Here is a 25759-nt window from a genome sequence, read left to right as displayed (position 1 = left end):
TCCGGAATCTCCGGTGCCGTCCGGGTACCCGGCGAGGCCCCGACTAGCCGTCGGCGGCGCCCCGATCAGCCCTCCAGAAAGGCCGTCAGGGCGTTGGCCAGCAGGAACGGGTCGTCGGCGCCGCACAGTTCGCGCACGCTGTGCATCGACAGGATGGCCACGCCGATGTCCACGGTCCTGATGCCGTGCCGGGCCGCGGTGATGGGGCCGATCGTGGTGCCGCACGGCATGGAGTTGTTGGAGACGAACGACTGGAACGGCACGCCCGCCTTCTCGCAGGCGGCGGCGAACACCGCGCGGCCCGAACCGTCCGTGGCGTAGCGGTTGTTGACGTTCACCTTGAGGATCGGGCCGCCGTTGACCCGCGGGTGGTGCGTCGGGTCGTGCCGCTCCGCGTAGTTGGGATGGACGGCGTGGCCCGTGTCGGAGGACAGGCAGACTGTGCCGGCGAAGGCGCGGGCCCGGTCCTCGAAGGTGCCGCCGCGGGCGAAGACCGAACGCTCCAGCACCGTGCCGAGCAGCGGGCCGTCGGCGCCCGTGTCGGACTGGGAGCCGTTCTCCTCGTGGTCGAAGGCGGCCAGCACCGGGATGCGGGTGAGCCGGGCGCCGGAGGTGGCGACGGCGGCCAGCGCGGCCGTGCCCGCGTGCACCGACAGCAGGTTGTCCATGCGCGGGCCGGCGACCAGTTCCCGGTCCCGGCCGAGGTAGGCGGGGGCCTCCACGGGGTGCGTCATCAGGTCCCAGCCGGTGACCGAGCCGGCCGCGAGCCCCGCCTCCTGCTCCAGGAAGGCGATCAGGTCGCCGTCGCTGACGTCGTCGCCGAGGCCCCAGACCGGCTGCAGATGGCGCTGCTTGTCGAGCTTGAGCCCCTCACTGCTGACCGAACGGTCCAGGTGGATGGCGAGTTGGGGGACGCGCAGCAGCGGCCGGTCCACGTTCACCAGGACCGTGGAGCCGTCGCGCAGGCTCAGCCGGCCGGCCAGGCCCAGGTCGCGGTCGAGCCAGGAGTTCATCAGCGGGCCGCCGTAGATCTCCACGGCGACCTGGCGCCAGCCGTGCGCCCCGCTGTCCGGGCGCGGCTTGATCCGCAGGTTCGGGGAGTCGGTGTGGGCGCCGACGATGTGGAACGGCGTGTGCGCCTCGGAGCCTTCGGGGACGTACCAGGCGATGATCGCGCCGCCGCGCAGCACGTACTTGCCGCCCTTGGTGCCGTCCCAGGCGTCCGTCTCGGCCACCTGCCGGAAGCCGGCCTTCTCCAGCCGTTCGGCGGCGGCCGCCACGGCGTGGTACGGCGTCGGGCCGGCCGCGAGAAAGGACATCAGGTCGTCGGTGTGGCCGCGGTCGAAGCGGACTGGTGCGCTCATGGATTCACCTTAACGACGTGCACGGGCCCGCTCCCGGAAAGGGAGCGGGCCCGCACAGGGTATCTACAGAGGCTCAGAACGCGGCCTCGTCCAGCTCCATCAGGTCCAGCTCCACACCGGAGGCGACCTTGCGGGCCAGGGTGACGCCCGGCAGGACGTTCGCCGCGAAGAACTTCGCCGCGGCGATCTTGCCGGTGTAGAACGCCTTGTCCTTGGCGGAGGCGGTGGGCAGCTTCTCGGCGGCGATCGCGGCGCCCTTGAGCAGCAGGTAGCCGACGACGACGTCGCCGGAGGCCATCAGCAGGCGGGTGGTGTTCAGGCCCACCTTGTAGATGTTCTTGGTGTCCTGCTCGGTGGCGGCGAGGTCGGTCAGCATCAGGCCGACGATCGCCTCCAGCTCCACGGCGGCCTTGGCCAGGTGCTCGCGGGCGCCGGCCAGCTCCTCGCCGCCGGTGCCGAGCGCCAGGAACTTCTTGATGTCCTCGGCGAGGGAGTTCAGCGCGGCGCCCTGGTTGCGGACGATCTTCCGGAAGAAGAAGTCCTGGCCCTGGATCGCGGTGGTGCCCTCGTACAGGGTGTCGATCTTGGAGTCCCGGATGTACTGCTCGACCGGGTACTCCTGCAGGAAGCCGGAGCCGCCGAAGGTCTGCAGCGACTGGGCGAGCTGCTCGTAGCCCTTCTCGGAGCCGTAGCCCTTGACGATCGGCAGCAGCAGGTCGTTCAGGGCGTGCTCGGCGGAGGCGTCCTCGCCGGCGGCCTCCTTGATCTGGATCGCGTCCTGGATCGAGGCGGTGTACATCACCAGGGCGCGCATGCCCTCGGCGTACGCCTTCTGCGTCATCAGCGAGCGGCGCACGTCCGGGTGGTGGGTGATGGTGACCTTGGGCGCGGTCTTGTCCATGAAGTTCGCCAGGTCCGGGCCCTGGACGCGCTCCTTGGCGTACTCCAGCGCGTTCAGGTAGCCGGTGGACAGCGTGGAGATCGCCTTCGTGCCGACCATCATGCGGGCGAACTCGATGATGCGGAACATCTGGCGGATGCCGTCGTGCTTGTCGCCGATGAGCCAGCCCTTGGCGGGGTGCTTGTCGCCGAAGGTCATCTCGCAGGTGTTGGAGGCCTTCAGGCCCATCTTGTGCTCGACGTTGGTGGCGTAGACGCCGTTGCGCTCGCCCAGCTCGCCGGTCTCGAAGTCGAACAGGTACTTCGGCACGAGGAACAGGGACAGGCCCTTGGTGCCGGGGCCGGCGCCCTCGGGGCGCGCGAGCACGTAGTGGAGGATGTTCTCCGACATGTCGTGCTCACCGGAGGTGATGAAGCGCTTCACGCCCTCGATGTGCCAGGAGCCGTCCTCCTGCTGGACCGCCTTGGTGCGGCCGGCGCCCACGTCGGAGCCCGCGTCGGGCTCGGTGAGCACCATGGTGGAGCCCCACTGCTTCTCCACGGCGATCTTCGCTATGTGCTTCTGGACCTCGTTGCCCTCCTCGAAGAGGATCCCGGCGAACGCCGGGCCCGAGGAGTACATCCACACGGCGGGGTTGGCGCCCAGGATCAGCTCGGCGTAGGCCCAGATCAGGGAGCGCGGCGAGGTGGTGCCGCCGATCTCCTCGGGCAGGCCGAGCCGCCAGTACTCGGAGTCCATGAAGGCCTGGTAGCTCTTCTTGAAGGACGCCGGGACCGGCGCGGTGTTGGTCTCCGGGTCGAAGACGGGCGGGTTGCGGTCGGCGTCGGCGAAGGACTCGGCCAGCTCGTTCTCCGAGAGGCGGGTCATCTCCTCCAGGATGCTCTTCGCGGTGTCGACGTCCATCTCCTCGAACGGGCCGGTGCCGTACACCTTGTCGCGGCCGAGTACTTCGAAGAGGTTGAACTCGATGTCGCGGAGATTCGCCTTGTAGTGCCCCATGGTCACGGCTCCGTAGAGGGATCGGCGAGGCACTGACTCCTCGCACCTAGTTCACGTACCAACAAGTAGCCACGATGATGCTACCCGTCGGTAATAAGAAGCAAGCCCCACCCCCGCAAGTGTGAGAAGGGTCTACTCCGCGGCGGGCGGGAACCGTACCGCGCGCCCGCCCGTGAGCAGCGCGTCGGGCGCGGCCGCCGGCCGCTCCGGCCGCCCGCACGGAAGGCGGGTGACCGCCCGGTATGCGCCCCGCCCCGGCCGCCGTCCGGGGCAAATCCTGCGTCGTCCCACGGCGCGGCCGGCCCTCGGTACTCTTGCGCCATGTACGGATACGGCCAGCCCATGGACGGCGCCGCCGCCCAGCAGCAGTACGCCCCGCCGCAGCAGCCCGGCGGTGTCGGCGGGTACGGCCAGCAGCCGCCGCTCTACCCGGAGCCGTCCCCGCCCTCGCTCGCCGACGCGGTGCGCGCCTTCACGACCGGGCAGATGTCCGCCGAGGACTTCCAGCAGATCTTCGCCACGTCGAAGGTGTACTGCCCGCGCGGCGACACCCCCGGCTTCCTGGCCCTGCACAACACCCAGCAGCCGGTGATCCCGATGTTCACCTCGCTCAAGGAGCTGCGCCGGTACGCGGGCAAGGAGTCCAAGTACTTCGTCATCACCGGCGCCGAGGTGATCGACCTGCTGCCCACCGGCTACGGCTTCGTCCTGGACATGGAGGGGGAGCACCGGATGGTGTTCGACGCGAAGGCGGTCGAGCAGATGGTCGACTTCGCGATGCGCCGGATGTACGGCTAGACGCCGCTGCTCCGCAGACGGCCGACCGCCGTCGCCGCCCGCGAGCCCGGAGGGAATGCCCTCCGGGCTCGTTCTGTTGGGGTGGCAGAAAGTTCAACGCTCAACTAAACTGGGTGCACAAGGAGGTACCGACCATGCCTGCAATGACCGTCGAGAACCCGTTGACGCTGCCCCGCGTGACCGCTCCCGCCGACGCCGTGGCGCGTCCCGTGCTGGCGGTCACGACCGCTCCGAGCGGATTCGAGGGCGAGGGCTTCCCGGTGCGCCGGGCGTTCGCGGGGATCAACTACCGCCACCTCGACCCGTTCATCATGATGGACCAGATGGGCGAGGTGGAGTACGCGCCGGGCGAGCCCAAGGGCACCCCCTGGCACCCGCACCGCGGCTTCGAGACCGTCACCTACATCATCGACGGGATCTTCGACCACCAGGACTCCCACGGCGGTGGCGGCACCATCACCGACGGCGACACCCAGTGGATGACCGCCGGCTCGGGCCTGCTGCACATCGAGGCGCCGCCGGAGCACCTGGTCGTGTCCGGCGGACTCTTCCACGGGCTCCAGCTGTGGGTGAACCTCCCGGCCAAGGACAAGATGATGGCGCCGCGGTACCAGGACATCCGCGGCCGGCAGGTCCAGCTGCTCACCTCCCCCGACGGCGGTGCGCTGCTGCGGGTCATCGCGGGCGAGCTGGACGGCCACCAGGGCCCCGGCATCACCCACACGCCGATCACGATGATCCACGCCACCCTCGCTCCGGGCGCCGAGCTGACCCTGCCCTGGCGGGAGGATTTCAACGGCCTGGCCTACGTCCTCGCGGGCCGCGGCAGCGTCGGCACCGAGCGCCGGCCCATCCACCTCGGCCAGACCGCCGTGTTCGGCGCCGGAGGCTCGCTGACCGTCCGCGCGGACGCCCGGCAGGACTCCCACACCCCGGACCTGGAGGTCGTGCTGCTGGGCGGACGGCCGATCCGTGAGCCCATGGCGCACTACGGCCCGTTCGTCATGAACACCAAGGACGAGCTGATGCAGGCCTTCGAGGACTACCAGAAGGGCCGGCTGGGCTCGATCCCGGCGGTCCACGGCATGACGGAGACCGGCCCCCAGGCCTGACGCCCCGGCACCGGCCCGCGCGGGCGCCGGTACGACAGCGCGCAGCCCGGCGCCGGCGTAAGCCCGCATCGGGCGGCCTCGGTGCCGGCAGCGTGCGGGCCGGTACGGCAGCGTGCGCGGACCGTGCCGGCGTCGGCCCGCACCGGGCGGCCCCGGTACCGGCAGCGTGCGGGCGTTGGTATCCGCAGCGTGCGGGTGGCGGTGCCGGCCGTGTGCGGGCCTCGCGGCACCAGGCACCGGGCGGGCCCCTGCACCCGGACCGGGCGGGTCCCGGCGGCGTACCGCGTCATCCGACCGGCGCCGGTCCCGGTTCGGCTCACTCGCCCGGCGTCGTGCGCAGGGCGCCCGGCGCCGGGGCGTGATCCGCTGGACGCGTGCAGCTGCTGCCCGACCCCGTCCGCCGCCTCGCCGCCTGGTGCGCCGCCCTGCTGCTGGTCGCCGGGGTGGGATGGGTGGGGGTGCGGCTGTGCGGGGAGTTCCGTACGGCCGTCACGCCGGTGCTGCTCGCCCTGCTCGGCACGGCGCTGCTCGGCCCGCTGCACCAGCGGCTCGTGCGGGCCGGGGTGCAGGCCTCCGTGGCGGCGGGGCTCACCTGTGTCGCCGTCGTGGCCGTCGTCGGCGGCGCGGTGTACATCGTCGTCGCCGCGCTCATCGACACCGGCGACGAGATCATCGCCTCGCTGCGGCACGCCGCCAAGAGCGTCGCCGCGCACTTCGGGGCCGCCGGCACCGGCCTGGACGACCTCGCCGTCAACTCCCGCAAGCTGCTGAGCAGGTTCGGGAGCACGGCCGCCTCCAACGTCATCAGCGGGGTCAGCGTGGTCGGCGAGTCCCTCGCGATGGCCGTGCTCGCCCTGCTGCTCGTCTTCTTCTTCCTGCGCGACTCCCACCTCGCCGTGCAGGCCCTGCGCGCCCTCGCGCCCCGCGGCTCCGGGGACATGCTGGAGGCCGTCGCCCGGCGGGCCTTCCAGGCGGTGCAGGGGTTCATGCGCGGGACCACCGTGATCGCCCTCATCGACGCCCTGTGCATCACCGTCGGCCTGCTGATCCTCCAGGTGCCCGGCGCGATCGGGCTCGGCGCGCTCGTCTTCGTCGGGGCCTACATCCCCTACCTCGGCGCCTTCGTCTCCGGCACGGTGGCCGTCCTGGTGGCGCTCGCCGACCGCGGCTTCGTCATCGCGCTGTGGACGTTCGGCGTCGTCCTCGCCGTGCAGGTGCTGGAGGGGCACGTGCTGCAGCCCGTCATCCAGAGCCGGACGGTGCAGATGCACCCGGCCGTGGTGATGGTCGCTCTCACCGCCGGGGCGTCCGTCGCGGGCGTCCTCGGCATGCTGCTCGCCGTACCGCTGACCGCCGCCGCCTTCGGGGTCGTACAGGAGCTGCGGACGCGTTACGCGGCGCCCTCCTCCGCGGCAGCGGAGGGCCCGGCAGCGGCGGGCCCGTCCGCCGGGACGCCGCCCGGCTCGTAGAGCTCGAACCAGATGCTCTTGCCCTCGCCCCGCGGCTCCACCCCCCAGGCGTCCGCGAGGAGTTCGATCAGCATCAGGCCGCGGCCGGAGGAGGCCAGCTCACCGGGCCGGCGCTTGTGCGGCAGGTCGTCGCCCGCGTCGGTGACCTCCACCCGCAGCCGCCGCAGCCCCGCCTCGCCGGTCACCTCGGCGAGCAGCAGCGCGTCGGTGTCGGTGTGCACGAGGACGTTGGTGATCATCTCGGAGACCAGCAGCACCGCCGAGTCGATCTGCTCGGGCGAGCCCCAGTCGTGCAGCAGCTCGCGCAGGTGCCGGCGGGCGTCGGCGATCCGGGCCGGCTCGTCCTGCGCCACCGAAAGAAGGGTGCGCCGGACCGCGGGCCGCACGGTGCCGTCCAGCGGGCGGTACAGCAGCACCAGCGCGATGTCGTCCTCGCGGCGGTCGGCCAGCGGGCCGGTGGTGTGGTGCGAGGACGGCCCGTGCACGCCCTGCACCAGTGCGTCCGCCAGCGACTCCGGATCGACCCCGCCGTCTCCCGGATGCTCCTCCAGGATCGCGCGCAGCCGGCGCCAGCCGCTGTCCAGGTCGTGCCCGCCGGTCTCGATCAGGCCGTCGGTGCAGATCATCAGCGTCTCGCCGGGTTCCAGCGTGAACCGGGTCGTCGGATAGTCCGGGTCGGGGTCGATGCCGAGCGGCAGTCCGCCGGCCGTGGGCCGCATCATCACCGTGCCGTCGGCCATCCGGATCGCCGGGTCCGGGTGCCCGGCGCGAGCGATCTCCAGCGTCCCGGTCACCGGGTCGGCCTCGGCGTACACGCAGGTCGCGAACCGCGGGTCGGCCGGGTGGCCGGTGCCGTCGTCGTGCGTGATGCCGTGCAGGAACCGCGAGGCGCGGGAGAGCACGGCGTCCGGACGGTGCCCCTCGGAGGCGTACGCGCGCAGGGCGATGCGCAGCTGGCCCATGAGGCCGGCGGCGCGTACGTCGTGGCCCTGGACGTCGCCCATGGCCAGCGCGATGCGGCCGGAGGGCAGCGGGATCATGTCGTACCAGTCGCCGCCGACCTGGAGTCCGCCGCCGGTGGGGATGTAGCGGGCGGCCACCCGCAGCCCGGGGATCTCCGGGCCGAGCGAGGGCAGCATGGAGCGTTGCAGGCCCTCGGTCAGCTCCCGCTCCTCCTCGGCGGCGCCGGCCCGGGACAGCGCCTGCGCGAGCATCCGGGCGACGGTCGTCAGCACGGCGCGTTCGTCGGGGGTGAACGTCACCGGGTAGGAGAAGGCCGCCAGCCAGGCGCCCATGGTGCGTCCGGCCGAGGTCAGCGGCAGGAAGGCCCACGACCGGCGGCCGAAGTGACGGGCGAGCGGCCAGGTCGCCGGATAGCGCTCCTTGTACTCCTGGGGAGAGGACAGATACACCGCGCGGCCGGTGCGGACGACCTCGGCCGCCGGGTAGTCGGTGGTCAGCGGCATGTCCGAGAAGGGGTTCATGTCGCCGGGATGGTGGCCGTGCTGGCCGATGATCGTCAGCCGGTCGCCCTCCACCCCGAACACCACGAGGCCGTCCGGCGAGAAGCCCGGCATCGACAGGCCGCCGGCCACCCGCAGCACCTCGGCGGTGGACCGCGCCTCGGCCAGCGCCCGGCCCGCGTCCAGCAGGAACGCCTCCCGCGAGCGCCGCCAGTCGCCGGTGACCGCACTGCGGGCGGCGGAGGTGCCGGGGGCCGGTTCGGTGACCTCCTGGAGGGTGCCGATCAGCTCGTACGCCTGCCGCACGGGGTCGTACGACGGCTTCGACCGGCTGCGGACGACCCGCAGGACGCTGCCCTGCTCGTCCATGATCCTTATGCGCACCTCGGCGAGCGTGCCCTCGGCGACGGCGAGGGGGATCACTCCGGTGATCTCGTTCCAGTCGACCGGGTGCAGCCGGGCCCGGGTCTGGGCCTCCGTGAGGGTGGTCGCCTCCGCGGGCAGCCCGAGCAGCCGCGCCGCCTCCGCATCGACGGTGACTTTTCCGGCAGCCGTGTCCCAGTGCCACAACCCGGTCGCGAGGGCGGCGAGGACGTCACCGACGGACGGGAGGGGCTGGCCTGTACGCATTCGCCCACTTTAAGAAGGTATGACGGATGGGTGCCACCGTAGGAAGAGGAGGAGCCGGGCTCCCGGCGCTCGGAGGATCCTCCAGCGTGCGGCACGGGAAAAGGGTGGGGAGCCCCGGTAGGGGTGCCCGGTACCCTTGGGGTGGCCTAGGCCGTACCCGCCTGGCGACACCCGATCCGCAAAGACTGGATGAACGACGATGCATCGGTACAGGTCCCACACCTGCGGCCAGCTCCGCGCTTCTGACGTCGGCACCGACGTCCGGCTGAGTGGCTGGCTGCACAATCGGCGCGACCTGGGCGGCATCCTCTTCATCGATCTGCGCGACCACTACGGCATCACGCAGCTGGTCGCCCGCCCCGGCACCGAGGCGTACGAGGCCCTGGACAAGCTGTCCAAGGAGACCGTGGTCCGCGTGGACGGCCGCGTTGTTTCACGTGGAACCGAGAACGTGAACCCCGACCTGCCCACCGGCGAGATCGAGATCGAGGTCGGCGACGTCGAGGTGCTCGGCGCGGCGGCCCCGCTGCCCTTCACGATCAACACCGAGGACGGGGTCAACGAGGAGCGGCGCCTGGAGTACCGCTTCCTGGACCTGCGCCGCGAGCGCATGCACCGCAACATCATGCTGCGTACGGCGGTCATCTCGGCCATGCGCCAGAAGATGTCGGCGATGGGCTTCAACGAGATGGCGACGCCCATCCTGTCCGCCACCTCCCCCGAGGGCGCCCGTGACTACGTGGTCCCCTCCCGTGTGCACCCGGGCAAGTTCTACGCGCTGCCGCAGGCCCCGCAGCAGTTCAAGCAGCTGCTGATGATCTCCGGCTTCGACCGCTACTTCCAGATCGCGCCCTGCTTCCGCGACGAGGACGCCCGTGCCGACCGCTCGCCGGGCGAGTTCTACCAGCTCGACATCGAGATGAGCTTCGTCGAGCAGGAGGACATCTTCCAGCCGGTCGAGAAGCTGATGACCGAGCTGTTCGAGGAGTTCGGCGGCGGCCGGCACGTCACCTCCCCCTTCCCGCGGATCCCGTTCCGCGAGGCGATGCTGAAGTACGGCTCCGACAAGCCGGACCTGCGCGCCAAGCTGGAACTGGTCGACATCACCGACGTCTTCGAGGGCTCGGAGTTCAAGGCGTTCGCCGGCAAGCACGTGCGCGCGCTGCCGGTGCCGGCGGTGCAGGACCAGCCGCGCAAGTTCTTCGACCAGCTCGGCGAGTTCGCCGTCTCGCTCGGCGCGAAGGGCCTGGCCTGGGTCCGCGTGGGCGAGGACGGCTCCCTGTCCGGCCCGATCGCCAAGTTCCTCACCGAGGAGAACGTCGCCGAGCTGACCAAGCGGCTCTCGCTGGCCCCCGGCCACGCCGTCTTCTTCGGCGCGGGCGAGTTCGACGAGTTCTCCAAGATCATGGGCGCGGTCCGGGTGGAGGCGGCCAAGCGGGCCGGCCACTTCGAGGAGGGCGTCTTCCGCTTCTGCTGGATCGTCGACTTCCCGATGTACGAGAAGGACGAGGAGACCGGGAAGATCGACTTCTCGCACAACCCCTTCTCGATGCCCCAGGGCGGCCTGGAGGCTCTGGAGACCCAGGACCCGCTGGACATCCTGGGCTGGCAGTACGACATCGTCTGCAACGGCGTCGAGCTGTCCTCCGGCGCGATCCGGAACCACGAGCCGGAGATCATGCTCAAGGCCTTCGAGATCGCGGGCTACGACCGTGAGACCGTCGAGGACAAGTTCGCGGGCATGCTCCGCGCGTTCCGCTTCGGCGCCCCGCCGCACGGCGGCATCGCCCCCGGCGTCGACCGCATCGTCATGCTCCTCGCGGACGAGCCGAACATCCGCGAGACGATCGCCTTCCCGCTCAACGGCAACGCCCAGGACCTGATGATGGGCGCCCCGACCGAGCTGGACGAGACCCGCCTGCGCGAGCTGCACCTGAACATCAGGAAGCCGCAGCCGAAGTAGGACGGCGCCGCGCTGCGGCCCTCCGCGTCTGGTCAGTCCCCCGTGTCGGGCCCGGACTCCGCGTCCGGCTCGATGTCGGGGGACGCGCCGTCTTCGAGCAGCCGCTCGGCGATGTCGTCGGACCACTCCTGGGCCCAGGCACGCAGGGCGGCGACCTCGGCATCGTCAAGGCCGTACCGCAGGAAGTCCCGGTCGGAGTAGAAGTCCGTGCCGGTCAGCCGGGACTGCAGCGTGGGCAGATCGAAGGGGTCATGGGCGTGCCGGCGGCCCAGCGCCTCCAGCTCGGGCAGGGAGAAACGGGCGGCGGCGGCCCGCGCGTCGATCAGGTCGACGGCCGCTCCCCGGTCGTACAGCGCCCGGACCTTCGTACCGACGGCGTCCTCCAGGGAGAGGGCGGGGCCGTACCCGGTCAGCTCCGGCGGCTGCCAGAAGGTTTCCTTGTGCAGGGCAAGGGCGCAGGGCTCGCCCGTCGGCGGGTCGGTGACCGTCAGCTGGGCGGTCAGGTAGGTGCCGGCGCCGACCCGGACCTGCCGCCCACGTGCCTCCAGAGCGGTGCCGAGGGCGGCGGCGATCCGCTCCATCGGCTCGGAACTCTCCGTGGCGAAGTCGAGATTCGCATGCGGACGCACCACCAAGCCGTGCGCCTGCACCGCATATCCACCGGCAAGCACCAGCCCGTGGACGCCGCCCGCACTGACGACGTCACCGATGAGCCGGTGGTGGGGTTCGGGGAGGGTCAAGGTGTTTCCGGGTTCCTGTCACTTGCTTACGGGCCGGCTGCGCTCAGAACCCGAGGTAGGTGATCTGGACGACGTAGACTCGCTCGCTGCGTACGACGACCTGGTAACCGAACCAGCCGCCGGAGACGATGATCTCGCCGCCCTTCGGGTCGGTCCCGTCATGGGCCCGCCCGTGAATGTGGAGGGCTTCGGCCGCTCTGCCCAGTTCGTCGGCCTTGCGTTCCACGGCGGTGAGGAAGTCTGCGGGGGCGGTGCGAGCGGCTTCTTCGGCGCCGAAGGCGTACTCCCACTTCCAGCTCACTCGCGCACTGCTTTCAGGGCCTCGTCGAGGACCGCGCTCAGCTCGCGGAGGGCTTCCCGCGCGATGTCCGGATCTCCATGTTCCAGATTGCGCTTCGCCCGGGCGTAGCGGGTGGAGAGGTCCGGGCGGCGGGCGATTTCGATCTCCTTGGCCCAGATCAGAACCCAGCTCTGCACCGGGCTGAGTGATTGCCACTCGACCGCCTTGGCAAAAGCCTCGTCCTTCATGGCCTGCATCTCGTCCAGGCGGCCCGGTGCGACGACGGTAAGGGCTGCACGCAGGGCATCAGGAGTCAGCTCGGGGCGGGGGATCAGCTCGTGTCCGTGGTCGGGCAGTGTGCTCATGGTGTCCTCCAGGATCGCCCCAGCCAGGGTATCCGGCGGGGCCTTCATCAGGAGGGGGCGCCATACGTCGTGTGCGGGTGTCACCGCTGCTCGTCCCTTCTTGCTCCCTAGCGGGGAAGGCCCTCGGTGGAGATCGTCCAGTCGGCGAGGGTGACGTCCTCGCCGTAGAGGAAGTCCCTGCGGGTGGCGTAGCCGGGTCCCGCCGGGGTGGGGTGGATGTCGGTGAAGACGGCGCCCTCGCCTGTGCGGGGGTCGAAGATCGCGTAGACCGGGACACCTCCGGCCTGCCCGTATGGGCCACGACCTCTTCCGGCATCACCTCTTCGAGGCGCCTTCGAAGGTGCGCTGCGGTCAGCTTGTGCGGACCGACGGGCGACCTCATGTCGTGGACGATCCCTTCCCGGGTGACCTCTCACTTCCCGGGCAGGGTGTCGTCCGCCGACCGGACGAAGTCCGCATGGCCCGATAGACGTGGGAGGCGCCCTGCGGCGCGTCGCCCGGTAGGGGGGTCATGGGAGGCGGCCTCCGGGAGATCGATCGGCTCGGCAGTCCCGGCAGTGGCCGGGGGCCGGGGCTCGGAAGGCGCGGTCGCAGCCGTCGCAGGTCTGGAGGGGGTGGCGGGGCTCGGGGGCCGATGGGGCCGGGGGCCGGAACGGCGGCGGGGGCGGCAGTTGGGCAGTCAGGCGGTGGGCGAGGAGGGCGGCGGGGCGGATCAGGGGCTCGTTCGGCAGGTTCTCGGTCAGGGCGTGGCGTACGGCGGTGGGGGTGAGGTCGCGTTCGAGCCAGGCGGCGACGCCGGGGGCGAGGTGTTCGGCGTCGGTGGCGGAGAGGAGCAGGCGGGGGTCGTGGCGGCGCAGGCCGGCGAGGACGTCGACGGCGGTCTGGAGGAGGCCGGGCGAGGAGTACGACGGCTGCGGGACGGCGGGGAGGCGGCGCTTGCGGGGCGCGGGTTCGTCCGGGGACGTGCGCCGTGCGCCGGATGTGCGGGTGGGTGTCTCGCGGGCGGCGCGGTGACCGGGCCGGTTGCAGGAGACCGTGCGGGTGACGATCCGGCCGGTGGGGGTGCGCTCGCGGGTGCGGCGCAGGTAGCCGTGGGTTTCGAGCTCCCGCAGGGCGGCGGCGATGCGGGTGGGGCCCTCGGGAAAGCGGTTGGCGAGGGTCTTGATGTCGACGGCGGTGCCCGGTCGGACGGACTGGATGTAGCAGGCCAGCCCGATGGCGAGCAGGGACAGCTCCGGGGGCTGGGCCAGGTCGTTGCCGATCACCGTGAAGTTCTCGGTGTGGCGGACGTGGTCGTGGACGACGCCGGCGGTCCGGTGCCCGGCGGGGTGGTTTTTGCCCCGGAGACGGGACTGGGCGCGCGAGGGCGCGCTAGGGTTTTCGGTGTCCATCGGGAAGCGCCTATCTTCCTCGGTGGTCAGGCCCTCGCACTGGGATGCCAGTCCCGGCGAGGGCCGTCGCATGTCTGGGGTTGTCGGGTGCTGCTGGCGCTGAGCGCAGGGCAGGCAACCGGTCCCGAATCCAGCCTACTTGGGCATATTCACTCGCGGGTGTGAGTTTGCCCGGCGGGAGGGAGGGGTGGGGCTTGGTGGGGTTCTTTCTCCCCGGTGAGTAGTGCATGGGGAGCGCAGGTCGGACCGGAGAATGGGCTTTCATGTTCCGGTGACTGCGGGGCGGGGAGGGTGAGTTCGGCCCAGACCGTCTTGCGGGGCGGCAGGCCGGGGGTGACTCCCCAGCGGTCGGCGAGGGCGGCCACCAGGGTCAGGCCGCGGCCGGATTCGGCGGTGGGGTGAGCGGGGTGGCGGTGTGGGAGCCGGTCACCGCGTGTGTCCGTGACTTCGATGCGGAGGGTGTCGCCGACCGTTTGGAGGAGGAGCTGAAAGCTTCGGCCGGAGACGCGGCCGTGAGTGGCGGCGTTGTTCGCAAGTTCGGCCACGATGAGTTGCGCGGGGTCCAACGGCAGGCCCCAGGTGCGCAGTTGTTCCGTGGCGAGTAGCCGGGCGAGGCGGGCACCTCGGGGTGTGGGGGACAGCAGGACGCTGAAGTTCTCATTCACGTGACTCAGCGTGGCCGTATGCACCTACCGTGGTGAGTGACGTCGTGGTTGCGTACGGTGACTGTCCAGCCGTTGTCCGGCGGTGTCCGGGCTTGTCGGGGCGTCGCGTACGGGTAGGGCGTGGCTGGTACGAGGCGGTACGACGGAGGGGCGCGCATGTCGGTGGACGGCGAGGTTCGGCGGCTGAGGACCGAGGCTGACGAGCCGGGGTGGGAAGTGGACCCGGACGACGAGTGGGGTGTCGCGGTCGTCGCCACCGTGGGGCGGCAGTTGAAGCTGCGGCGCGAGGCCGTGGGGATGCGGGCCGGCGACTTCGGGAAGGCCGTGGGGTACGGCGAGGATCTCGTCTACAAGATCGAGAGCGGGAAGCGGATTCCCCGGCCCGAGTTTCTGGACAGGGCGGACGAGGTGCTGGGGGCGGGCGGGCTGCTCGCCGCGATGAAGGAGGACGTGGCGAAGGTCCGGTATCCGAAGAAGGTGCGGGCCTTGGCGGAGATGGAGGCGAAGGCGGTCGAGATCGGGGTGTACGAGAACAGCAACATCGCGGGTCTGCTGCAGACCGAGGAGCACATGCGGGCACTCTTTGGCGCGTGGCTCCCCGCCTACTCGGACGAGGAGACAGAGCGGATGGTGGCCGCACGCATGGCTCGCCGTTCGATCTTCGAGAGGTCACCCGCGCCGACGCTCAGCTTCGTCCAGGAAGAGGTGACGCTCCGGCGACCGGTCGGGGGCAGAATGGTGTGGCGTCAACAGCTCGAACGCTTGCTTGAGCTGGGGGAGTTGCGAAACGTGTCGATCCAGGTGATGCCGACAGACATCGAGGAACACTTCGGCACGGGCGGGGTCATCGAGGTGCTGAGGTTCCCGGACGGTACGGCGGCGGGGCGGTCCGAGGGGGCGTTCAATGGCCGCCCCGTCGCCGATCCGAAGCAGATCCGCATCCTTGACCTGCGCTATAGCATGATCCGGGCCCAGGCGCTCACGCCCCGAGAGTCGCGGGCTTTCATCGAGCAGATGCTTGGAGAAACATGAGCGGCAACCCCACCACCAGGGACGGATCCACGCTGGCGTGGTTCAAGAGCAGCTACAGCAGCAGCGGCGACGGCAATTCCTGCGTCGAGGTGGCGAACACCCCCGGCACCGTCCACGTCCGCGACTCCAAGTTCCGGGACAGCAGCCCCCGGCTCATGCTTGGGCCGGAGGCCTGGGCTGACTTCCTGGCGTACGCGTCCGGAAGCTGACCCTCAACGGACCTGCCGACCGGCTCAGCCTTCCTCGCCGCCGAAGCGCTCCTTGTACGTCGCCAGGTCCTCGTCGGTCAGCTTGGCGAAGAGGACCGGCGGGACGGTGAACGGGGTGCCGGAGGGGACCGAGGCGAGGGACTTGGCCTCGTCCGTGGTGACCCAGGTGGCGGTGTCGTCCGGCAGGGAGAACGCCGCGCGCATCGCCTTCGCCGTGGCCGGGATCAGCGGCTCGGAGACCACCGCGTACAGGTGGATCAGGTTCATCGCCGTGCGCAGGGTGAGGGCCGCGGCGTCCTTGTCCGTCTTGATCTGCAGCCAGGGGGCCTTCTCCTCCAGGTAGGAGTTGCCCGCCGACCACAGGGCGCGCAGGGCCGCTGCCGCCTTGCGGAACTGCATCGCCTCCATGTGCTCCTCGTACTCGCCGAGGAGCCGGGCGATCTCCTCGCCCAGCCGGGTCTCCGCCTCGCCGGGCTCGCCGCCGGCCGGCACCTCCTCGCCGAAGCGCTTCTTCGAGAAGGACAGCACGCGGTTGACGAAGTTGCCGAGCGTGTCGGCGAGGTCCTTGTTGACCGTGGCGGTGAAGTGCTCCCAGGTGAAGGACGAGTCGTCCGACTCGGGCGCGTTGGCGATGAGGAAGTAGCGCCAGTAGTCGGCGGGCAGGACGTCCAGCGCCTGGTCGGTGAAGACACCGCGCTTCTGGCTGGTGGAGAACTTCCCGCCGTAGTACGTCAGCCAGTTGAAGGCCTTGACGTAGTCGACCTTCTTCCACGGCTCGCGCACGCCCAGCTCGGTGGCCGGGAACATCACCGTGTGGAAGGGGACGTTGTCCTTCGCCATGAACTCGGTGTAGCGCACGGTGTCGTCCGCGTCGTACCACCAGGACTTCCAGTCGCGGTTCTCCGGGTCCTGGTCGGCCCACTCCTTCGTCGCGCCGATGTACTCGATCGGGGCGTCGAACCAGACGTAGAAGACCTTGCCCTCGGCCGCCAGCTCCGGCCAGGTGTCGGCCGGGACCGGGACGCCCCAGTCCAGGTCACGGGTGATCGCCCGGTCGTGCAGGCCCTCGGTCAGCCACTTGTGGGCGATGGAGGAGGCCAGCTGCGGCCAGTCCTTGTCGTGCCGGGCCACCCACTCGCGGACCTCGTTCTCCAGCTTGGACTGCAGCAGGAACAGGTGCTTGGTCTCGCGTACCTCCAGGTCCGTGCTGCCGGAGATCGCCGAGCGCGGGTTGATCAGGTCGGTCGGGTCCAGGACACGGGTGCAGTTCTCGCACTGGTCGCCGCGGGCCTTGTCATAGCCGCAGTGCGGGCAGGTGCCCTCCACGTAGCGGTCCGGGAGGAAGCGGCCGTCGGTGGGGCTGTACACCTGGCGGATCGCCCGCTCCTCGATGAAGCCGTTCTCGTGCAGCTTGCGGGCGAAGTGCTGGGTGATCTCGCGGTTCTCCGCGGACGAGCTGCGGCCGAAGTAGTCGAAGGCGAGCTGGAAACCGTCGTAGACGGCCTTCTGCGCGTCGTGCGCCTGGGCGCAGAACTCCTCCACCGGCAGGCCCTGCTCCTTCGCCGCCAGCTCGGCCGGGGTGCCGTGCTCGTCGGTGGCGCAGATGTACAGGACGTCATGGCCGCGCTGGCGGAGGTACCGGGAGTACACGTCCGCCGGGAGCATGGACCCCACCATGTTGCCCAGGTGCTTGATCCCGTTGATGTAGGGAAGGGCGCTGGTGATGAGGTGTCGAGCCATCGTGGCTGCTCCCAGGTCGCTGCGTTTTCTGCGGTTTCGAACCTTGAAATCGTAGCCGACAGGGGTGGGCCGCCCGTTTCCCGTTTTGCAGGGTGGGAAAGGGGCGGCCCGGGGATCACGGACGGTGACGTACGGTCACGGACGCCAGGCGGCGAGTACGCCTTCGTACAGTTCCGCGTCCGTCAGCTCGCGGGGGGTGGGGCCCGCGTGGAAGAAGGACGTGTTGGGGGTCTTCAGCTTGCGGAGGTAGTCGAAGGCCTTGTTGTCGTGCTCCCCGAAGGCGACGAAGGAGAAGAACACGGCGGGGTGCGAGGCCGCGGCGTCGGTGAGGGCCTGCGTCGCGGGGGTCTTCGCGTCCGGGGCGCCGTCGGTCTGGAAGACGACGAGGGCGGGGGTGCGGGGTTCGTTCTCTCCCGTCTCCTGCGTGTGCTTGTCGTAGTGGGCGAGTACGGCTTCCACGGCGGCGTGGTAGCTGGTACGGCCCATGCGGCCCAGGCCGGCGTGCACGTCGTCGATCCTGGTCTCGTGGTCCGGGGCGAGGGTGAGGTCGGTGGTGCCGTCGATCTCCGTGGAGAAGAAGACGGTGTGGACCGTCGCCTCGGGGTCCAGGTGGGCGGCGAGGGCGAGGGTCTGGTCGGCGAGGGCCTGCGCGGAGCCGTCCTTGTAGTACGGGCGCATGCTCGCGGACCGGTCCAGCACGAGGTAGACCCTGGCTCGGGTGCCGGTGAGGTCGTGCTTCTTGAGGGCGGTGGTGGCGGCCTTGTAGGCGGCGGTGAGGGAGGGGGTGCGGGACTTGATCCTGGCGAGGGTGGTGGCGGGGGTCTTCTTGCGGGGCGCGTCGGTGTCTTCGGCCGGTGCCGCCTCGGCTTCGCCTTCGGCGGGGGTGTCGTTCCCACCCGCACCACCCGTGCGGGTCTCGTCGTCGGCTGTCCGTGGCTCCTGCGGGGCGTCCTCGCCGTCGGCGGCTTGCGGGAGCGTGGTCTCTTCGGCCGGTACGGCAGTTTCCTCGGCCGTCGCCGTCGCCGTCGCCGTCGCCGCGGTCGGCTGAGGCTCGGCTTCCGGCTCCGCTTCGGGTTCCGGTTCCGTCTCGGTCTTGTCGGCGACGGGCTGTGGCTCGGCCTCGGGCTTCGGCTGCGGCTTCTCGGCGACGGGCTCCGACTCGGTCTCCGGCTTCTCTGCGACTGGCTGAGGCCCGGCTTCCGGCTCCGGTTCCGTCTTCTCGGCGATGGGCTCCGGCTTGGCTTCCGGCTCCGGCTTCTCCGCGACTGGCTGAGGCTCGGCTTCGGGTTCCGGTTCCGTCTCGGTCTTGTCGGCGGCGGGCTGTGGTTCGGTCTCGGGCTTCGGCTGCGGCTTCTCGGCGGCGGGGTCCGGCTTGGCTTCCGGCTCCGGCTTCTCGGCGGCGGGGTCCGGCTCGGTCTCCGGCTCGGCCTTGGTGTCCGGCTCTGGGGTGCCCGGCTTCGGGGTCTCGGTGTGTGGGTCTGCCGGGCGGGGGACCTGGATCTTGTCGAAGATGGCGGAGACCAGCTCGTGTTCCTCGCGGCGGGGCTCGGGCACGGTCGGGGTGGTGGGCTCGGCCTCCGTGGGGGCCTGCTGCTGGGCGGGGAGGGAGGCGGCCGGCTGCTCGGGCTGCGTGGGCCGGGGGGCCGTTTCCTCCCGCTTCGCGGGGTGGGGCGCGGACTCCTCCGCCCGGGTGGTCTCCGCCTTCGCCGGCTCTTCCGCCCCCGTGTGCAGGGAGTTCGCATCCTCTGCCGGTGTGGCGCGTCCCTTGCGTGAGCGGCTGAACGCGTTCCGCAGGAGAGTGAGAATGCCCATGTGCGCAACCCTTCGTGAGTTGATGCCCGTCGATCCCTGGCCAGGACGGACACGTAAGGTTAGCGAAGGGCTCAGTGGGGGGAAGCGATCGACCGGGCCGCGGCGACCTCCTGCCGCAGCGGTTCGAGGACGCTGCCCGCGGGACCGGTGAGATCGGTGCGGACCGGGGTGAGGACGTCGGCGTCCCGTACGCCCTGCGCCAGCTCTCTCAACTGCAGCACCACATGGGCGATCTCGGCCGACGACGGCGGCGGCGCCCCGTGCCGCACGCGGACGCGGGCCGCCGTCGTCGCGTCGACGATCCGTTCCACCGCGACGACCAGAGGCCACCACGCCGCCGCGCGCCGGCCGGTCGGCGGCGGCTCGGTCAGGGCCCGCTGGAACTCCGTACGGATCACCGACAGGTCGCGGTAGAGCCGCCGGCGCATACGGGCCCGGGCGGCCGGGTCGCCGTCGGCGCCGAACGCCGTCTCCACGTACCGGGCCGTGTCCGCCACCGCGTCCGCGAGGCGGTCGCCGACGCGGGTGCGCCAGCTCTCCGGCCAGAGCAGGTACCCGGCGGTCAGGGCGATGGCGCAGCCGAGCAGCGAGTCCGTCAGACGGGGCAGGAGCAGGGCCGTGCCCTGGTGGTTCAGCAGGTCGGAGAGGAGCAGGATCACCGGGGTGATCGCCGCCGTCTGGTAGCCGTAGCCCCGTGGGGTGAGGGCCGGGATCAGCGGGGCCAGCACGAGTATCACCGGTACGTCCCACCAGCCCAGCGGGACCTCCGCCAGCACCACCGCCGCGATCACCAGGCCCGCCACCGTGCCGAGGGCGCGCAGCAGGGCCCGGGAGAACACCGAGCCGAAGTCGGGCTTGAGCACGAACGTGATCGTCAGGGCCACCCAGTAGGAGCGCGGGACCGGGACCAGGGAGACCAGGGCCTGGGCGACGGCGATGCAGAGCGCCAGGCGTACGCCGTAGCGCCAGGAGTTGGCGGAGAGGACGACGTTGCGGGCCGCTCGTGCCGTGCGGATGCCCAGCGACGGCGGCCGGCCGAGGGGGTCGTCGATGCCCCGCGGGTCCGTGTCGGGGGCCGTCACCACCGCCGCGGCGTGGCGCAGAGCGTGGTCCACCGCGCGCGCCGTCTCGGTCGTCGGGAGCGGCAGGTCCAGGGCTATCGGGCCCGTGTAGCCGGTCTCGACGGCCCGGGCGAGGTGGCCGACGGCCTCGGGAACCTGCGGCGGCAGGGGACGACCGGCCAGGTGGGCCGCCGGGGCCGCCTCCAGCACGGGCGTGATGGCGTTCAACTGGGCCAGCAGCCCGGTGAGTTCGCGGCTGCGGCCGTGGTGGCGGGCGCGCCGGCCCAGGATCAGGTCGTACGACTGGTTGACGGACTGGGTGACCGCCCGGCGGGCCTCGTCGTACGCCTCGGTGCGGTCGGTGCCGGAGACGGCCAGCAGGGCCGCGACCGTGCGGTAGGTGGCCGCGACCGCCGAGCGTTCGGGTACGCCCGAGCGCAACGGCCAGGCCAGCAGGGCGAGGAGGAGCACGAGCAGGCCGCCGCCGGTCATCAGGGCGGGGGCGAGCCACCAGGGGCGGGGCAGCGGGAGGCCGGCGCCGATCACGCAGTTCAGCAGGAGGAGCAGGCCCGAGACCGAGGCGACCGCGCCGATCGTCGAGATCATGCCGGAGACCAGGGCGATCCCGGTGACGGCGGCGACCGCGTACCAGCCGTGCCCGTACACCAGCGTGCCCAGAGTCACGCCGGCCGCGCCGAAGAGCTGGGGTACCGCGATGTTGAGGATGCGCATGCGGTAGGCGTCGGCGGTGTCACCGATGACGCCGGACAGGGCGCCCATGGAGGCCAGGGCGCCGTACGCCGGGTAACCGGCGGCGAGGCCGAGCACCAGCGGGAGGGCCATCGCGACGGCGGCCCGGGCCACGGCGGCCCTGTTGACGGGGGCCTGCTCGGGGCGCAGGTTCCGCACCAGCCAGTCGGGAGGGGTGAGGGCGATGGGGAACTCGCGCGACATGCGGCCATTATCGCCGGTTCGTTCCCGGGGGCCGGAGTCGTCCCAGGTCCGGGCACCGGTCCGGGGGTGCCGTGGTCGCGCGGCGACCGGCCGGGGTGCGGTCAGCCGCGCTGGTGGAGGGTGACGTCCACGACGAGGGCGCGGTGGTCGGTGCCGGTCACGCGCAGGAAGTGGGCGCCGGCCGCGGTGAAGTCAGGAGAGAGCAGGACGTGGTCGATCTGGGCGCCGAAGACGGACGCGGTGCGCGCGGGCCAGCTGGCGGCGAGGCCGGGTCCGGCGCGGCGGGCGGCGTCGGTCAGGCCGGTGTCCAGGATGCGGCGGAAGGCGGCGTGGTCCCGGGTGGCGTTGAAGTCGCCGGCCAGGACGGTGGGCGTGCTCCGGCCGGCCGCCGCGAAGGCGCGGAGCGCGCCGAGTTCCCGGCGCCACAGGCCGACCTGGCCGGGCAGCGGGGGCATGGGGTGGGCGAGTTGGAGGCGTACGGCGGTTTTGTGCACGTCCGCGATCGCGCCGGGCATGCCCATGGTGCCGGGGACACCGGCCGTCGGCCTCAAGGGGTAGCGGCTGAGGATGAGCGAGCCGTGGGAGCCGGCGGCGCGGACCGCCCGCCGGTAGGGGTAGGCGGTCGCGAACTCGGTCTCCAGCGTGCCCTGGCAGGTGAACTCGCACTCCTCGACGAAGACGACGTCCGGCCGGCGCTCGCGGATCAGCGGCACCAGGGCGGGGGCGGCGCGCCCGAACTCCACGTTGGAGGTCAGCACGCGCAGGGAGGCGAGCGGCGGCCCGCCGGGGTCGGCGGCGCCGCCGTACGGCTGCACGTACCAGGCGAGCACGCCGAGGACGACGGCCCCGCCCACCAGGCCCGGCCACCAGCGGGCGAGCAGCGCGCACAGCAGGGCGAAGCCGGCCGGCACGAGCAGCCAGGGCAGGAACGCGAGCAGTTGGGGCACCGGGGTGACACCGTCGGTGCCGGCGGCCCGGCAGCCGGCGACCACACCGACCCCGGCGAGCAGCAGTCCGGCACACCAGGCGCCGAGCCTGCGTCCGCGGCGACGGTTCACGGGGCGAGCGTACGGGGGGTGTTCGGGCGGGCGCCAGGGCGTGACGGTCGGAGAGGGGTGGTGGTTGCGCGGTTCGTGGGCTGGCTGGAGGGGGGTGTGGTGGTCGCGTGGGTTCGTGGGCCGGCTGGAGGGGGCGCGGTGGTCGCGCGGTTGGCGGGTCGGCCGCCCCGAGGCGCGGGGGCAGCGGCGGGAGGCGAGCCGCCCGAGGTCCGGGGACAGCGGCCCCACCGTGCGAGGAGCGAGCGGCCCCGAGGTCCGGGGGCCCCTGGGTGCGGGGGTCGACTGCCTCGGGGGCCTGGGACCGCGTCCGGGGCCAGGTGTCCGCGGGTGCGGGCGCGGGTGGGGCCTGTGCGCGTGGCGGCTTCGGTGGGTGGGGGTGTGGGCCGGCCGGAGAGGGGCGGTGGTCGCGCCGCCGCCCTGCCGCGGGTTCGCGGGCCGGCCGCCCCGAGAGCGCGGGCGCGGGTGGGGGCCTGTGCACGCGGCGGCTTTGGTGGGTTGGCGGGGCTGGGCCGGTTGTCCACAGGGTGGGGGCGGCGGGTGCCGTGTCGGATGCCGGGGGCGGAGCGGTCGGGCTTCTCCGGGGTTCCGGGCGGCCCCGGCCGAGCGGTCAGGTCCGGGCCTGTGTCGGTGTGCGGACCGGGGGCGGTGGCGGGGTGCCCGGGCCGGACGGGGGCCGGGGCCGGGGCGGGCGGCCCAGGCGCAGGCGGCGGGTCAGCCAGGTCGTCAGCGCCACCGCCAGGCCCAGCCCCAGCAGCAGCCAGGAGGCCGTGCGCAGGCTCGCGGTGAGGGCGTCGTAGACCGCGCCGGCCGCCGGATGGGGCACGTCCGCGGGCAGGTCGGCGAGGGTGAGGCCGCGGCCGACGGACACGGCGAGGGACAGCAGGGCCCCGCCCAGGGCGGTGCCGAGCGCGGTCGCGGCGACGGCGCGCCGGCGGTGCACGGCGAGGGCGATTCCGGCGGCGGCGAGGGCGACGGCCGCCACCGGCAGCCAGAGACCGGCGACTTCGAGCACGTGGAACCCCTTCCGGAAGGCGGCGAGCCGGCTCGCCGGGAGGACGGACACCGCGGTGTGCTCCACCGGGATGCGCGCGGCGAGCGGCACATGGTCCCGGGTCAGCTGCCGCTTGACCTGGTCGGTGACGGGGGCGAGGTCGACGGTGACCGGGCGTCCGGCCGTCCCGTCGTCCTCCTCGCGCAGGGCCCGCAGGACCGCGTCGTGGGTGACCCGGTTGCCGGTGTCCCAGGCGAGTCGGAACGCCTCGGTCTGGGTGAAGGAGCGCACCGCGTCCCGCACGAACGAGCGGACCGAACCTCCCCCCGCGGGGATGCCACCGGCGGGGCGGACGTCCATGTGCTGGTCCACCGCGCGCAGGATGCCGTCGCCGACCGTGTCCGCGACGGCCTCCCGCACGCTCGGGTCGGCGGCGAGCGGCGCCATCGTGGTGACGTACCGGCCCGTGTCGGCGAGTCCGTACGCCGCCCAGGCCGCCAGCGTGCCGAACGGCACGAGGAGGCAGGACAGCGCGAGCAGTACGGCCGACAGGGCGCTCCTGAGGCGTGGGGGCACGCTTCCAGACAACGGCCTGCGGGGCGGGTCCGCGAGCGGGACGACTGCGTTCGGGCGAAGCCCCGCACTCCTGGCGGAACCGGCGTCCCGGAACCGGGGTGTCCGCTCTCCGGTGGAGGGTTCACCCGAACGGGTGTTTCCTGGTGTGGGGGGAGAGGGAGTCCGGTCCTCGGCCGGGTTCCACGGCCGGGTGAGGGAAGCGGGGAACACGGGAGGACGGGCGTGGGCCCCGGCGGACCGGGGCCCACGCCGTCGTCGTACGCCCCGTACGGCCGCCCGCACGGCTCAGCGGACCCGGCGGCCGAAGGCGTCCTCGCGTGTGTAGTAGCGGTAGAAGAACGCGGCGAAGGTGCATGCCGCGACGAGCAGCGACATGATCACCGACCGCCAGACCGAGTGCGGTGTCTGGATGTAGAGGAAGCCGAAGGCGATGCCGACGAAGGCCGTCCACAGCAGCGCGTGCACCTCACGGAGCATGCGCGGGGCCAGCGTCAGCAGGGCGATGCACACCACCGCGAACACCAGCGCGCTGAGCCAGCCGAGCAGCAGGTTGCCGCCCGTGATGGGGCCGCCCTGGCGGGCGTTGGCCGCGACCCAGTAGCCGTAGACCAGGCCCAGTACCACCGGGACCGCGATGTGCCCGATGCGGTGCGTGCGCGCGTCGAAGACGTCCGGCGGACGGACGGGGACGCCGGAGGTCCGGCGCTCGATCGGAGCCGTACGGCCGGGGCGGGGCATGCCACCCGGCGCGGGTGCCGCTTGAGCCATGAGAGCACTCCTCTCTCTCCTCGCCCCCGCCTTCCAGAGCACACCGGGGGGCACGGCCTGGCAAGTCGGCCGGGAGGGTGACGGGTGCCCGGATGCGACGGCATCTCCCGCGTGCTTCGCTGGGAAACCGAGGAACGTGGAGGCTGCGCCCCGTGACGGAGATGGAGTACGGCCGGCGGCGGCAACCGCTGCACGGGTACGGCCGGAACATCGCCCTGGTGTGCCCTCTGCTGCTGCTCGGCGGCATCGTGCTGCTGGACTTCGGCACCAGCGAACGGTTCCGGATCGTCTCCTGGATCGTGCTGGTCCCGGGCACGGCCGCCGCGGTCTGCGGCGTGTGGACGACGGGCTGCTACGCCGTGCTGGCGGTGGTGGCGTACGTCATGGTCGATCATGCCTGGCCCCACCAGTACCGGGCCGGGCTCGCCGACTTCATCCTGGTCGCGTTCGGCGGCCTGCTGGCCGTGGTGGCGTCCGCGGTGCGGGTGCGCAAGGAGCGGCAGGGCCTGCACATCCGGGACATCGCCGAGACGACCAGGCGCACCGTGCTGCGTCCGCTGCCGGCGCCCTGGGCCGGTCTCGAACACGCCGGGGTGTATCTCGCGGCGGACACCGACGCCCGGGTCGGCGGTGACTTCTACGACATCCAGCCCGGCCCGCACGGTCCCCGGGTCCTCGTCGGTGACGTGCAGGGCAAGGGGCTCGGCGCGGTGGAGACGGCGGCGGCGCTGCTCGGCACGTTCCGGGAGGCCGGCTACCACGAGAAGGATCTTGCGACCGTCGCCGAGCGGCTGGAGACCCGGATGCTGCGGCACCGGTGGCACGTCACCGCGCTCGGCCGGGACGACGGCGACCGGTTCGCCACCGCCGTGCTGATCGGCTTTCCCGAGGGCGGTGCCGGGACCATCGAACTGGTCAACTTCGGTCACGAGGCCGCGCTCGCCGTCGGCCCGTGCGGGGTCCGCGAGCTGCCCTGCGGCGACGGGCTGCCGATCGGTTTCGGCGACCTGGGGGGCGGGCTGCCGCCGGTGCACCGGGTGCGGTTGGCCGACGACGAGACGCTGCTGCTGGTCACCGACGGCGTGACCGAGGCGCGCGACTGCGGGGGCACCTTCTATCCCCTCGCCCAGGACATCACCCGTGCGGTCACCACCGACCCGGCGCAGGCCGCCCCCCGGGCACTGGTCCGCCGCGTCCGGGACGGCGTACTCCACCACTGCCGGGGCCGCCTGGCCGACGACACCACGGTGTTCGCCGTACGGCGACTGCGGGGGGTGGGGGCGGAGGAGGGCGGGGAGGGGGCGGAGAGCGACGGGGGCGAGGCGCGATGACGGGTCTGACGGCGGCTGCGGGCGGGCGGTGGGTAAGAGAGCGGGCCCGGGTGTGAGAGGCACGGGGGCTGTTGGAGGCGAGGGGGC

The 25759-nt window shown here is 72.1% G+C and carries 21 protein-coding genes and 1 pseudogene; 7 read left to right on the top strand and 15 right to left on the bottom strand.

The features are described from left to right. Positions 1-65: 65 nt before the first annotated feature. Both ACGFZN_RS09470 and ACGFZN_RS09465 read right to left on the bottom strand, forming a co-directional pair. A complete protein-coding gene (locus ACGFZN_RS09470) occupies positions 66-1364 on the bottom strand; it encodes a M18 family aminopeptidase (RefSeq protein WP_393857892.1) in 1299 nt (432 codons plus the stop codon). 73 nt (positions 1365-1437) lie between these two features. Continuing rightward, complete coding sequence (locus ACGFZN_RS09465; protein ID WP_393857891.1) at positions 1438-3264, bottom strand: acyl-CoA dehydrogenase; 1827 nt, start codon at positions 3262-3264, stop codon at positions 1438-1440. Between the two features lie 321 nt (positions 3265-3585). Here ACGFZN_RS09465 and ACGFZN_RS09460 point away from each other — a divergent pair, with 321 nt between their 5' ends. From ACGFZN_RS09460 to ACGFZN_RS09450, 3 genes are all read left to right on the top strand, one after another. Further along, positions 3586-4062, top strand: a complete 477-nt coding sequence (locus ACGFZN_RS09460; protein ID WP_393857890.1) for an SseB family protein — start codon at positions 3586-3588, stop codon at positions 4060-4062. Between the two features lie 134 nt (positions 4063-4196). Beyond that, positions 4197-5174 carry a pirin family protein gene (locus tag ACGFZN_RS09455; protein ID WP_393857889.1) on the top strand — a complete coding sequence of 326 codons (978 nt, stop codon included), beginning with the start codon at positions 4197-4199 and terminating at the stop codon, positions 5172-5174. A 374-nt stretch (positions 5175-5548) separates the two neighbouring features. Next, the gene (locus tag ACGFZN_RS09450) at positions 5549-6643 is read left to right on the top strand and encodes an AI-2E family transporter (RefSeq protein WP_393857888.1); all 1095 of its coding nucleotides are present in this window, start codon (positions 5549-5551) and stop codon (positions 6641-6643) included. On the opposite strand, the gene ACGFZN_RS09445 is transcribed toward ACGFZN_RS09450, so the two are convergent. Further along, positions 6565-8736: a SpoIIE family protein phosphatase gene (locus ACGFZN_RS09445; protein ID WP_393857887.1), complete on the bottom strand. Its 2172-nt coding sequence runs from the start codon at positions 8734-8736 to the stop codon at positions 6565-6567. The two genes, ACGFZN_RS09450 and ACGFZN_RS09445, sit on opposite strands and share 79 nt — an antisense overlap. 199 nt (positions 8737-8935) lie before the next feature. Here ACGFZN_RS09445 and aspS point away from each other — a divergent pair, with 199 nt between their 5' ends. After that, on the top strand, positions 8936-10699 hold the full coding sequence (gene aspS, locus ACGFZN_RS09440) for an aspartate--tRNA ligase (protein ID WP_393857886.1): 1764 nt from the start codon (positions 8936-8938) through the stop codon (positions 10697-10699). 32 nt (positions 10700-10731) lie between these two features. Here the strand turns inward: aspS and ACGFZN_RS09435 are convergent, their stop codons facing one another. The 6 genes and pseudogenes from ACGFZN_RS09435 to ACGFZN_RS09410 form a co-directional block, all read right to left on the bottom strand. Beyond that, positions 10732-11439: a hypothetical protein gene (locus ACGFZN_RS09435; RefSeq protein WP_393857885.1), complete on the bottom strand. Its 708-nt coding sequence runs from the start codon at positions 11437-11439 to the stop codon at positions 10732-10734. Positions 11440-11482: 43 nt separating this feature from the next. Then, entirely contained in the window at positions 11483-11740 is a 258-nt protein-coding gene (locus tag ACGFZN_RS09430) for a hypothetical protein (RefSeq protein WP_393857884.1), read from the bottom strand. Beyond that, positions 11737-12084 (bottom strand): hypothetical protein, encoded by a 348-nt coding sequence (locus ACGFZN_RS09425; RefSeq protein WP_393857883.1) that lies wholly within the window; start codon positions 12082-12084, stop codon positions 11737-11739. The genes ACGFZN_RS09430 and ACGFZN_RS09425 overlap by 4 nt, the downstream gene beginning before the upstream one ends. Before the next feature lie 107 nt (positions 12085-12191). Beyond that, positions 12192-12597 (bottom strand): annotated as a pseudogene (locus ACGFZN_RS09420) (hypothetical protein). Continuing rightward, a complete protein-coding gene (locus tag ACGFZN_RS09415; RefSeq protein ID WP_393857882.1) occupies positions 12594-13475 on the bottom strand; it encodes a helix-turn-helix domain-containing protein in 882 nt (293 codons plus the stop codon). The pseudogene ACGFZN_RS09420 and the gene ACGFZN_RS09415 overlap by 4 nt, the downstream one beginning before the upstream one ends. Before the next feature lie 149 nt (positions 13476-13624). Next, positions 13625-14140 carry an ATP-binding protein gene (locus ACGFZN_RS09410; protein WP_393857881.1) on the bottom strand — a complete coding sequence of 172 codons (516 nt, stop codon included), beginning with the start codon at positions 14138-14140 and terminating at the stop codon, positions 13625-13627. 156 nt (positions 14141-14296) lie between these two features. On the opposite strand from ACGFZN_RS09410, the gene ACGFZN_RS09405 reads away from it, so the two are divergent. Together ACGFZN_RS09405 and ACGFZN_RS09400 are read left to right on the top strand one after the other, a co-directional pair. Beyond that, complete coding sequence (locus tag ACGFZN_RS09405; protein WP_393857880.1) at positions 14297-15172, top strand: helix-turn-helix domain-containing protein; 876 nt, start codon at positions 14297-14299, stop codon at positions 15170-15172. Next, a complete protein-coding gene (locus ACGFZN_RS09400) occupies positions 15169-15381 on the top strand; it encodes a DUF397 domain-containing protein (RefSeq protein ID WP_393857879.1) in 213 nt (70 codons plus the stop codon). The genes ACGFZN_RS09405 and ACGFZN_RS09400 overlap by 4 nt, the downstream gene beginning before the upstream one ends. Before the next feature lie 24 nt (positions 15382-15405). Here ACGFZN_RS09400 and metG read toward each other — a convergent pair whose 3' ends face one another. The 6 genes from metG to ACGFZN_RS09370 form a co-directional block, all read right to left on the bottom strand. Continuing rightward, on the bottom strand, positions 15406-17121 hold the full coding sequence (gene metG / locus ACGFZN_RS09395) for a methionine--tRNA ligase (protein WP_393857878.1): 1716 nt from the start codon (positions 17119-17121) through the stop codon (positions 15406-15408). 135 nt (positions 17122-17256) lie between these two features. After that, a complete protein-coding gene (locus ACGFZN_RS09390) occupies positions 17257-18933 on the bottom strand; it encodes a VWA domain-containing protein (protein WP_393857877.1) in 1677 nt (558 codons plus the stop codon). A gap of 71 nt (positions 18934-19004) precedes the next feature. Continuing rightward, positions 19005-20948 (bottom strand): FUSC family protein, encoded by a 1944-nt coding sequence (locus ACGFZN_RS09385; RefSeq protein WP_393857876.1) that lies wholly within the window; start codon positions 20946-20948, stop codon positions 19005-19007. 101 nt (positions 20949-21049) lie between these two features. Further along, on the bottom strand, positions 21050-22006 hold the full coding sequence (locus ACGFZN_RS09380; protein ID WP_393857875.1) for an endonuclease/exonuclease/phosphatase family protein: 957 nt from the start codon (positions 22004-22006) through the stop codon (positions 21050-21052). Between the two features lie 607 nt (positions 22007-22613). Continuing rightward, entirely contained in the window at positions 22614-23573 is a 960-nt protein-coding gene (locus ACGFZN_RS09375) for a hypothetical protein (RefSeq protein ID WP_393857874.1), read from the bottom strand. Positions 23574-23858: 285 nt separating this feature from the next. Further along, entirely contained in the window at positions 23859-24341 is a 483-nt protein-coding gene (locus ACGFZN_RS09370; protein WP_393857873.1) for a hypothetical protein, read from the bottom strand. A 161-nt stretch (positions 24342-24502) separates the two neighbouring features. Here ACGFZN_RS09370 and ACGFZN_RS09365 point away from each other — a divergent pair, with 161 nt between their 5' ends. Further along, complete coding sequence (locus tag ACGFZN_RS09365; protein WP_393858111.1) at positions 24503-25672, top strand: PP2C family protein-serine/threonine phosphatase; 1170 nt, start codon at positions 24503-24505, stop codon at positions 25670-25672. Positions 25673-25759: the final 87 nt, after the last annotated feature.

Source organism: Streptomyces sp. NPDC048192 (genome assembly GCF_043202415.1).
Taxonomy (GTDB): Bacteria; Actinomycetota; Actinomycetes; order Streptomycetales; family Streptomycetaceae; genus Streptomyces.
The sequence above is the reverse complement of the archived record's forward strand: the minus strand, read 5'-3'. Positions and strand labels throughout refer to the sequence as shown.

Bases quoted from the DNA above. Each gene is read 5' to 3' on its own strand.
- ACGFZN_RS09400 (WP_393857879.1), top strand. From the start codon at position 15,169: ATGAGCGGCAACCCCACCACCAGGGACGGATCCACGCTGGCGTGGTTC.
- ACGFZN_RS09470 (WP_393857892.1), bottom strand. From the start codon at position 1,364: ATGAGCGCACCAGTCCGCTTCGACCGCGGCCACACCGACGACCTGATG.
- ACGFZN_RS09370 (WP_393857873.1), bottom strand. From the start codon at position 24,341: ATGGCTCAAGCGGCACCCGCGCCGGGTGGCATGCCCCGCCCCGGCCGT.
- ACGFZN_RS09415 (WP_393857882.1), bottom strand. From the start codon at position 13,475: ATGGACACCGAAAACCCTAGCGCGCCCTCGCGCGCCCAGTCCCGTCTC.
- ACGFZN_RS09460 (WP_393857890.1), top strand. From the start codon at position 3,586: ATGTACGGATACGGCCAGCCCATGGACGGCGCCGCCGCCCAGCAGCAG.
- ACGFZN_RS09465 (WP_393857891.1), bottom strand. From the start codon at position 3,264: ATGGGGCACTACAAGGCGAATCTCCGCGACATCGAGTTCAACCTCTTC.
- ACGFZN_RS09385 (WP_393857876.1), bottom strand. From the start codon at position 20,948: ATGTCGCGCGAGTTCCCCATCGCCCTCACCCCTCCCGACTGGCTGGTG.
- ACGFZN_RS09405 (WP_393857880.1), top strand. From the start codon at position 14,297: ATGTCGGTGGACGGCGAGGTTCGGCGGCTGAGGACCGAGGCTGACGAG.
- ACGFZN_RS09365 (WP_393858111.1), top strand. From the start codon at position 24,503: ATGGAGTACGGCCGGCGGCGGCAACCGCTGCACGGGTACGGCCGGAAC.
- aspS (WP_393857886.1), top strand. From the start codon at position 8,936: ATGCATCGGTACAGGTCCCACACCTGCGGCCAGCTCCGCGCTTCTGAC.
- ACGFZN_RS09390 (WP_393857877.1), bottom strand. From the start codon at position 18,933: ATGGGCATTCTCACTCTCCTGCGGAACGCGTTCAGCCGCTCACGCAAG.
- ACGFZN_RS09455 (WP_393857889.1), top strand. From the start codon at position 4,197: ATGCCTGCAATGACCGTCGAGAACCCGTTGACGCTGCCCCGCGTGACC.
- metG (WP_393857878.1), bottom strand. From the start codon at position 17,121: ATGGCTCGACACCTCATCACCAGCGCCCTTCCCTACATCAACGGGATC.
- ACGFZN_RS09425 (WP_393857883.1), bottom strand. From the start codon at position 12,084: ATGAGCACACTGCCCGACCACGGACACGAGCTGATCCCCCGCCCCGAG.
- ACGFZN_RS09445 (WP_393857887.1), bottom strand. From the start codon at position 8,736: ATGCGTACAGGCCAGCCCCTCCCGTCCGTCGGTGACGTCCTCGCCGCC.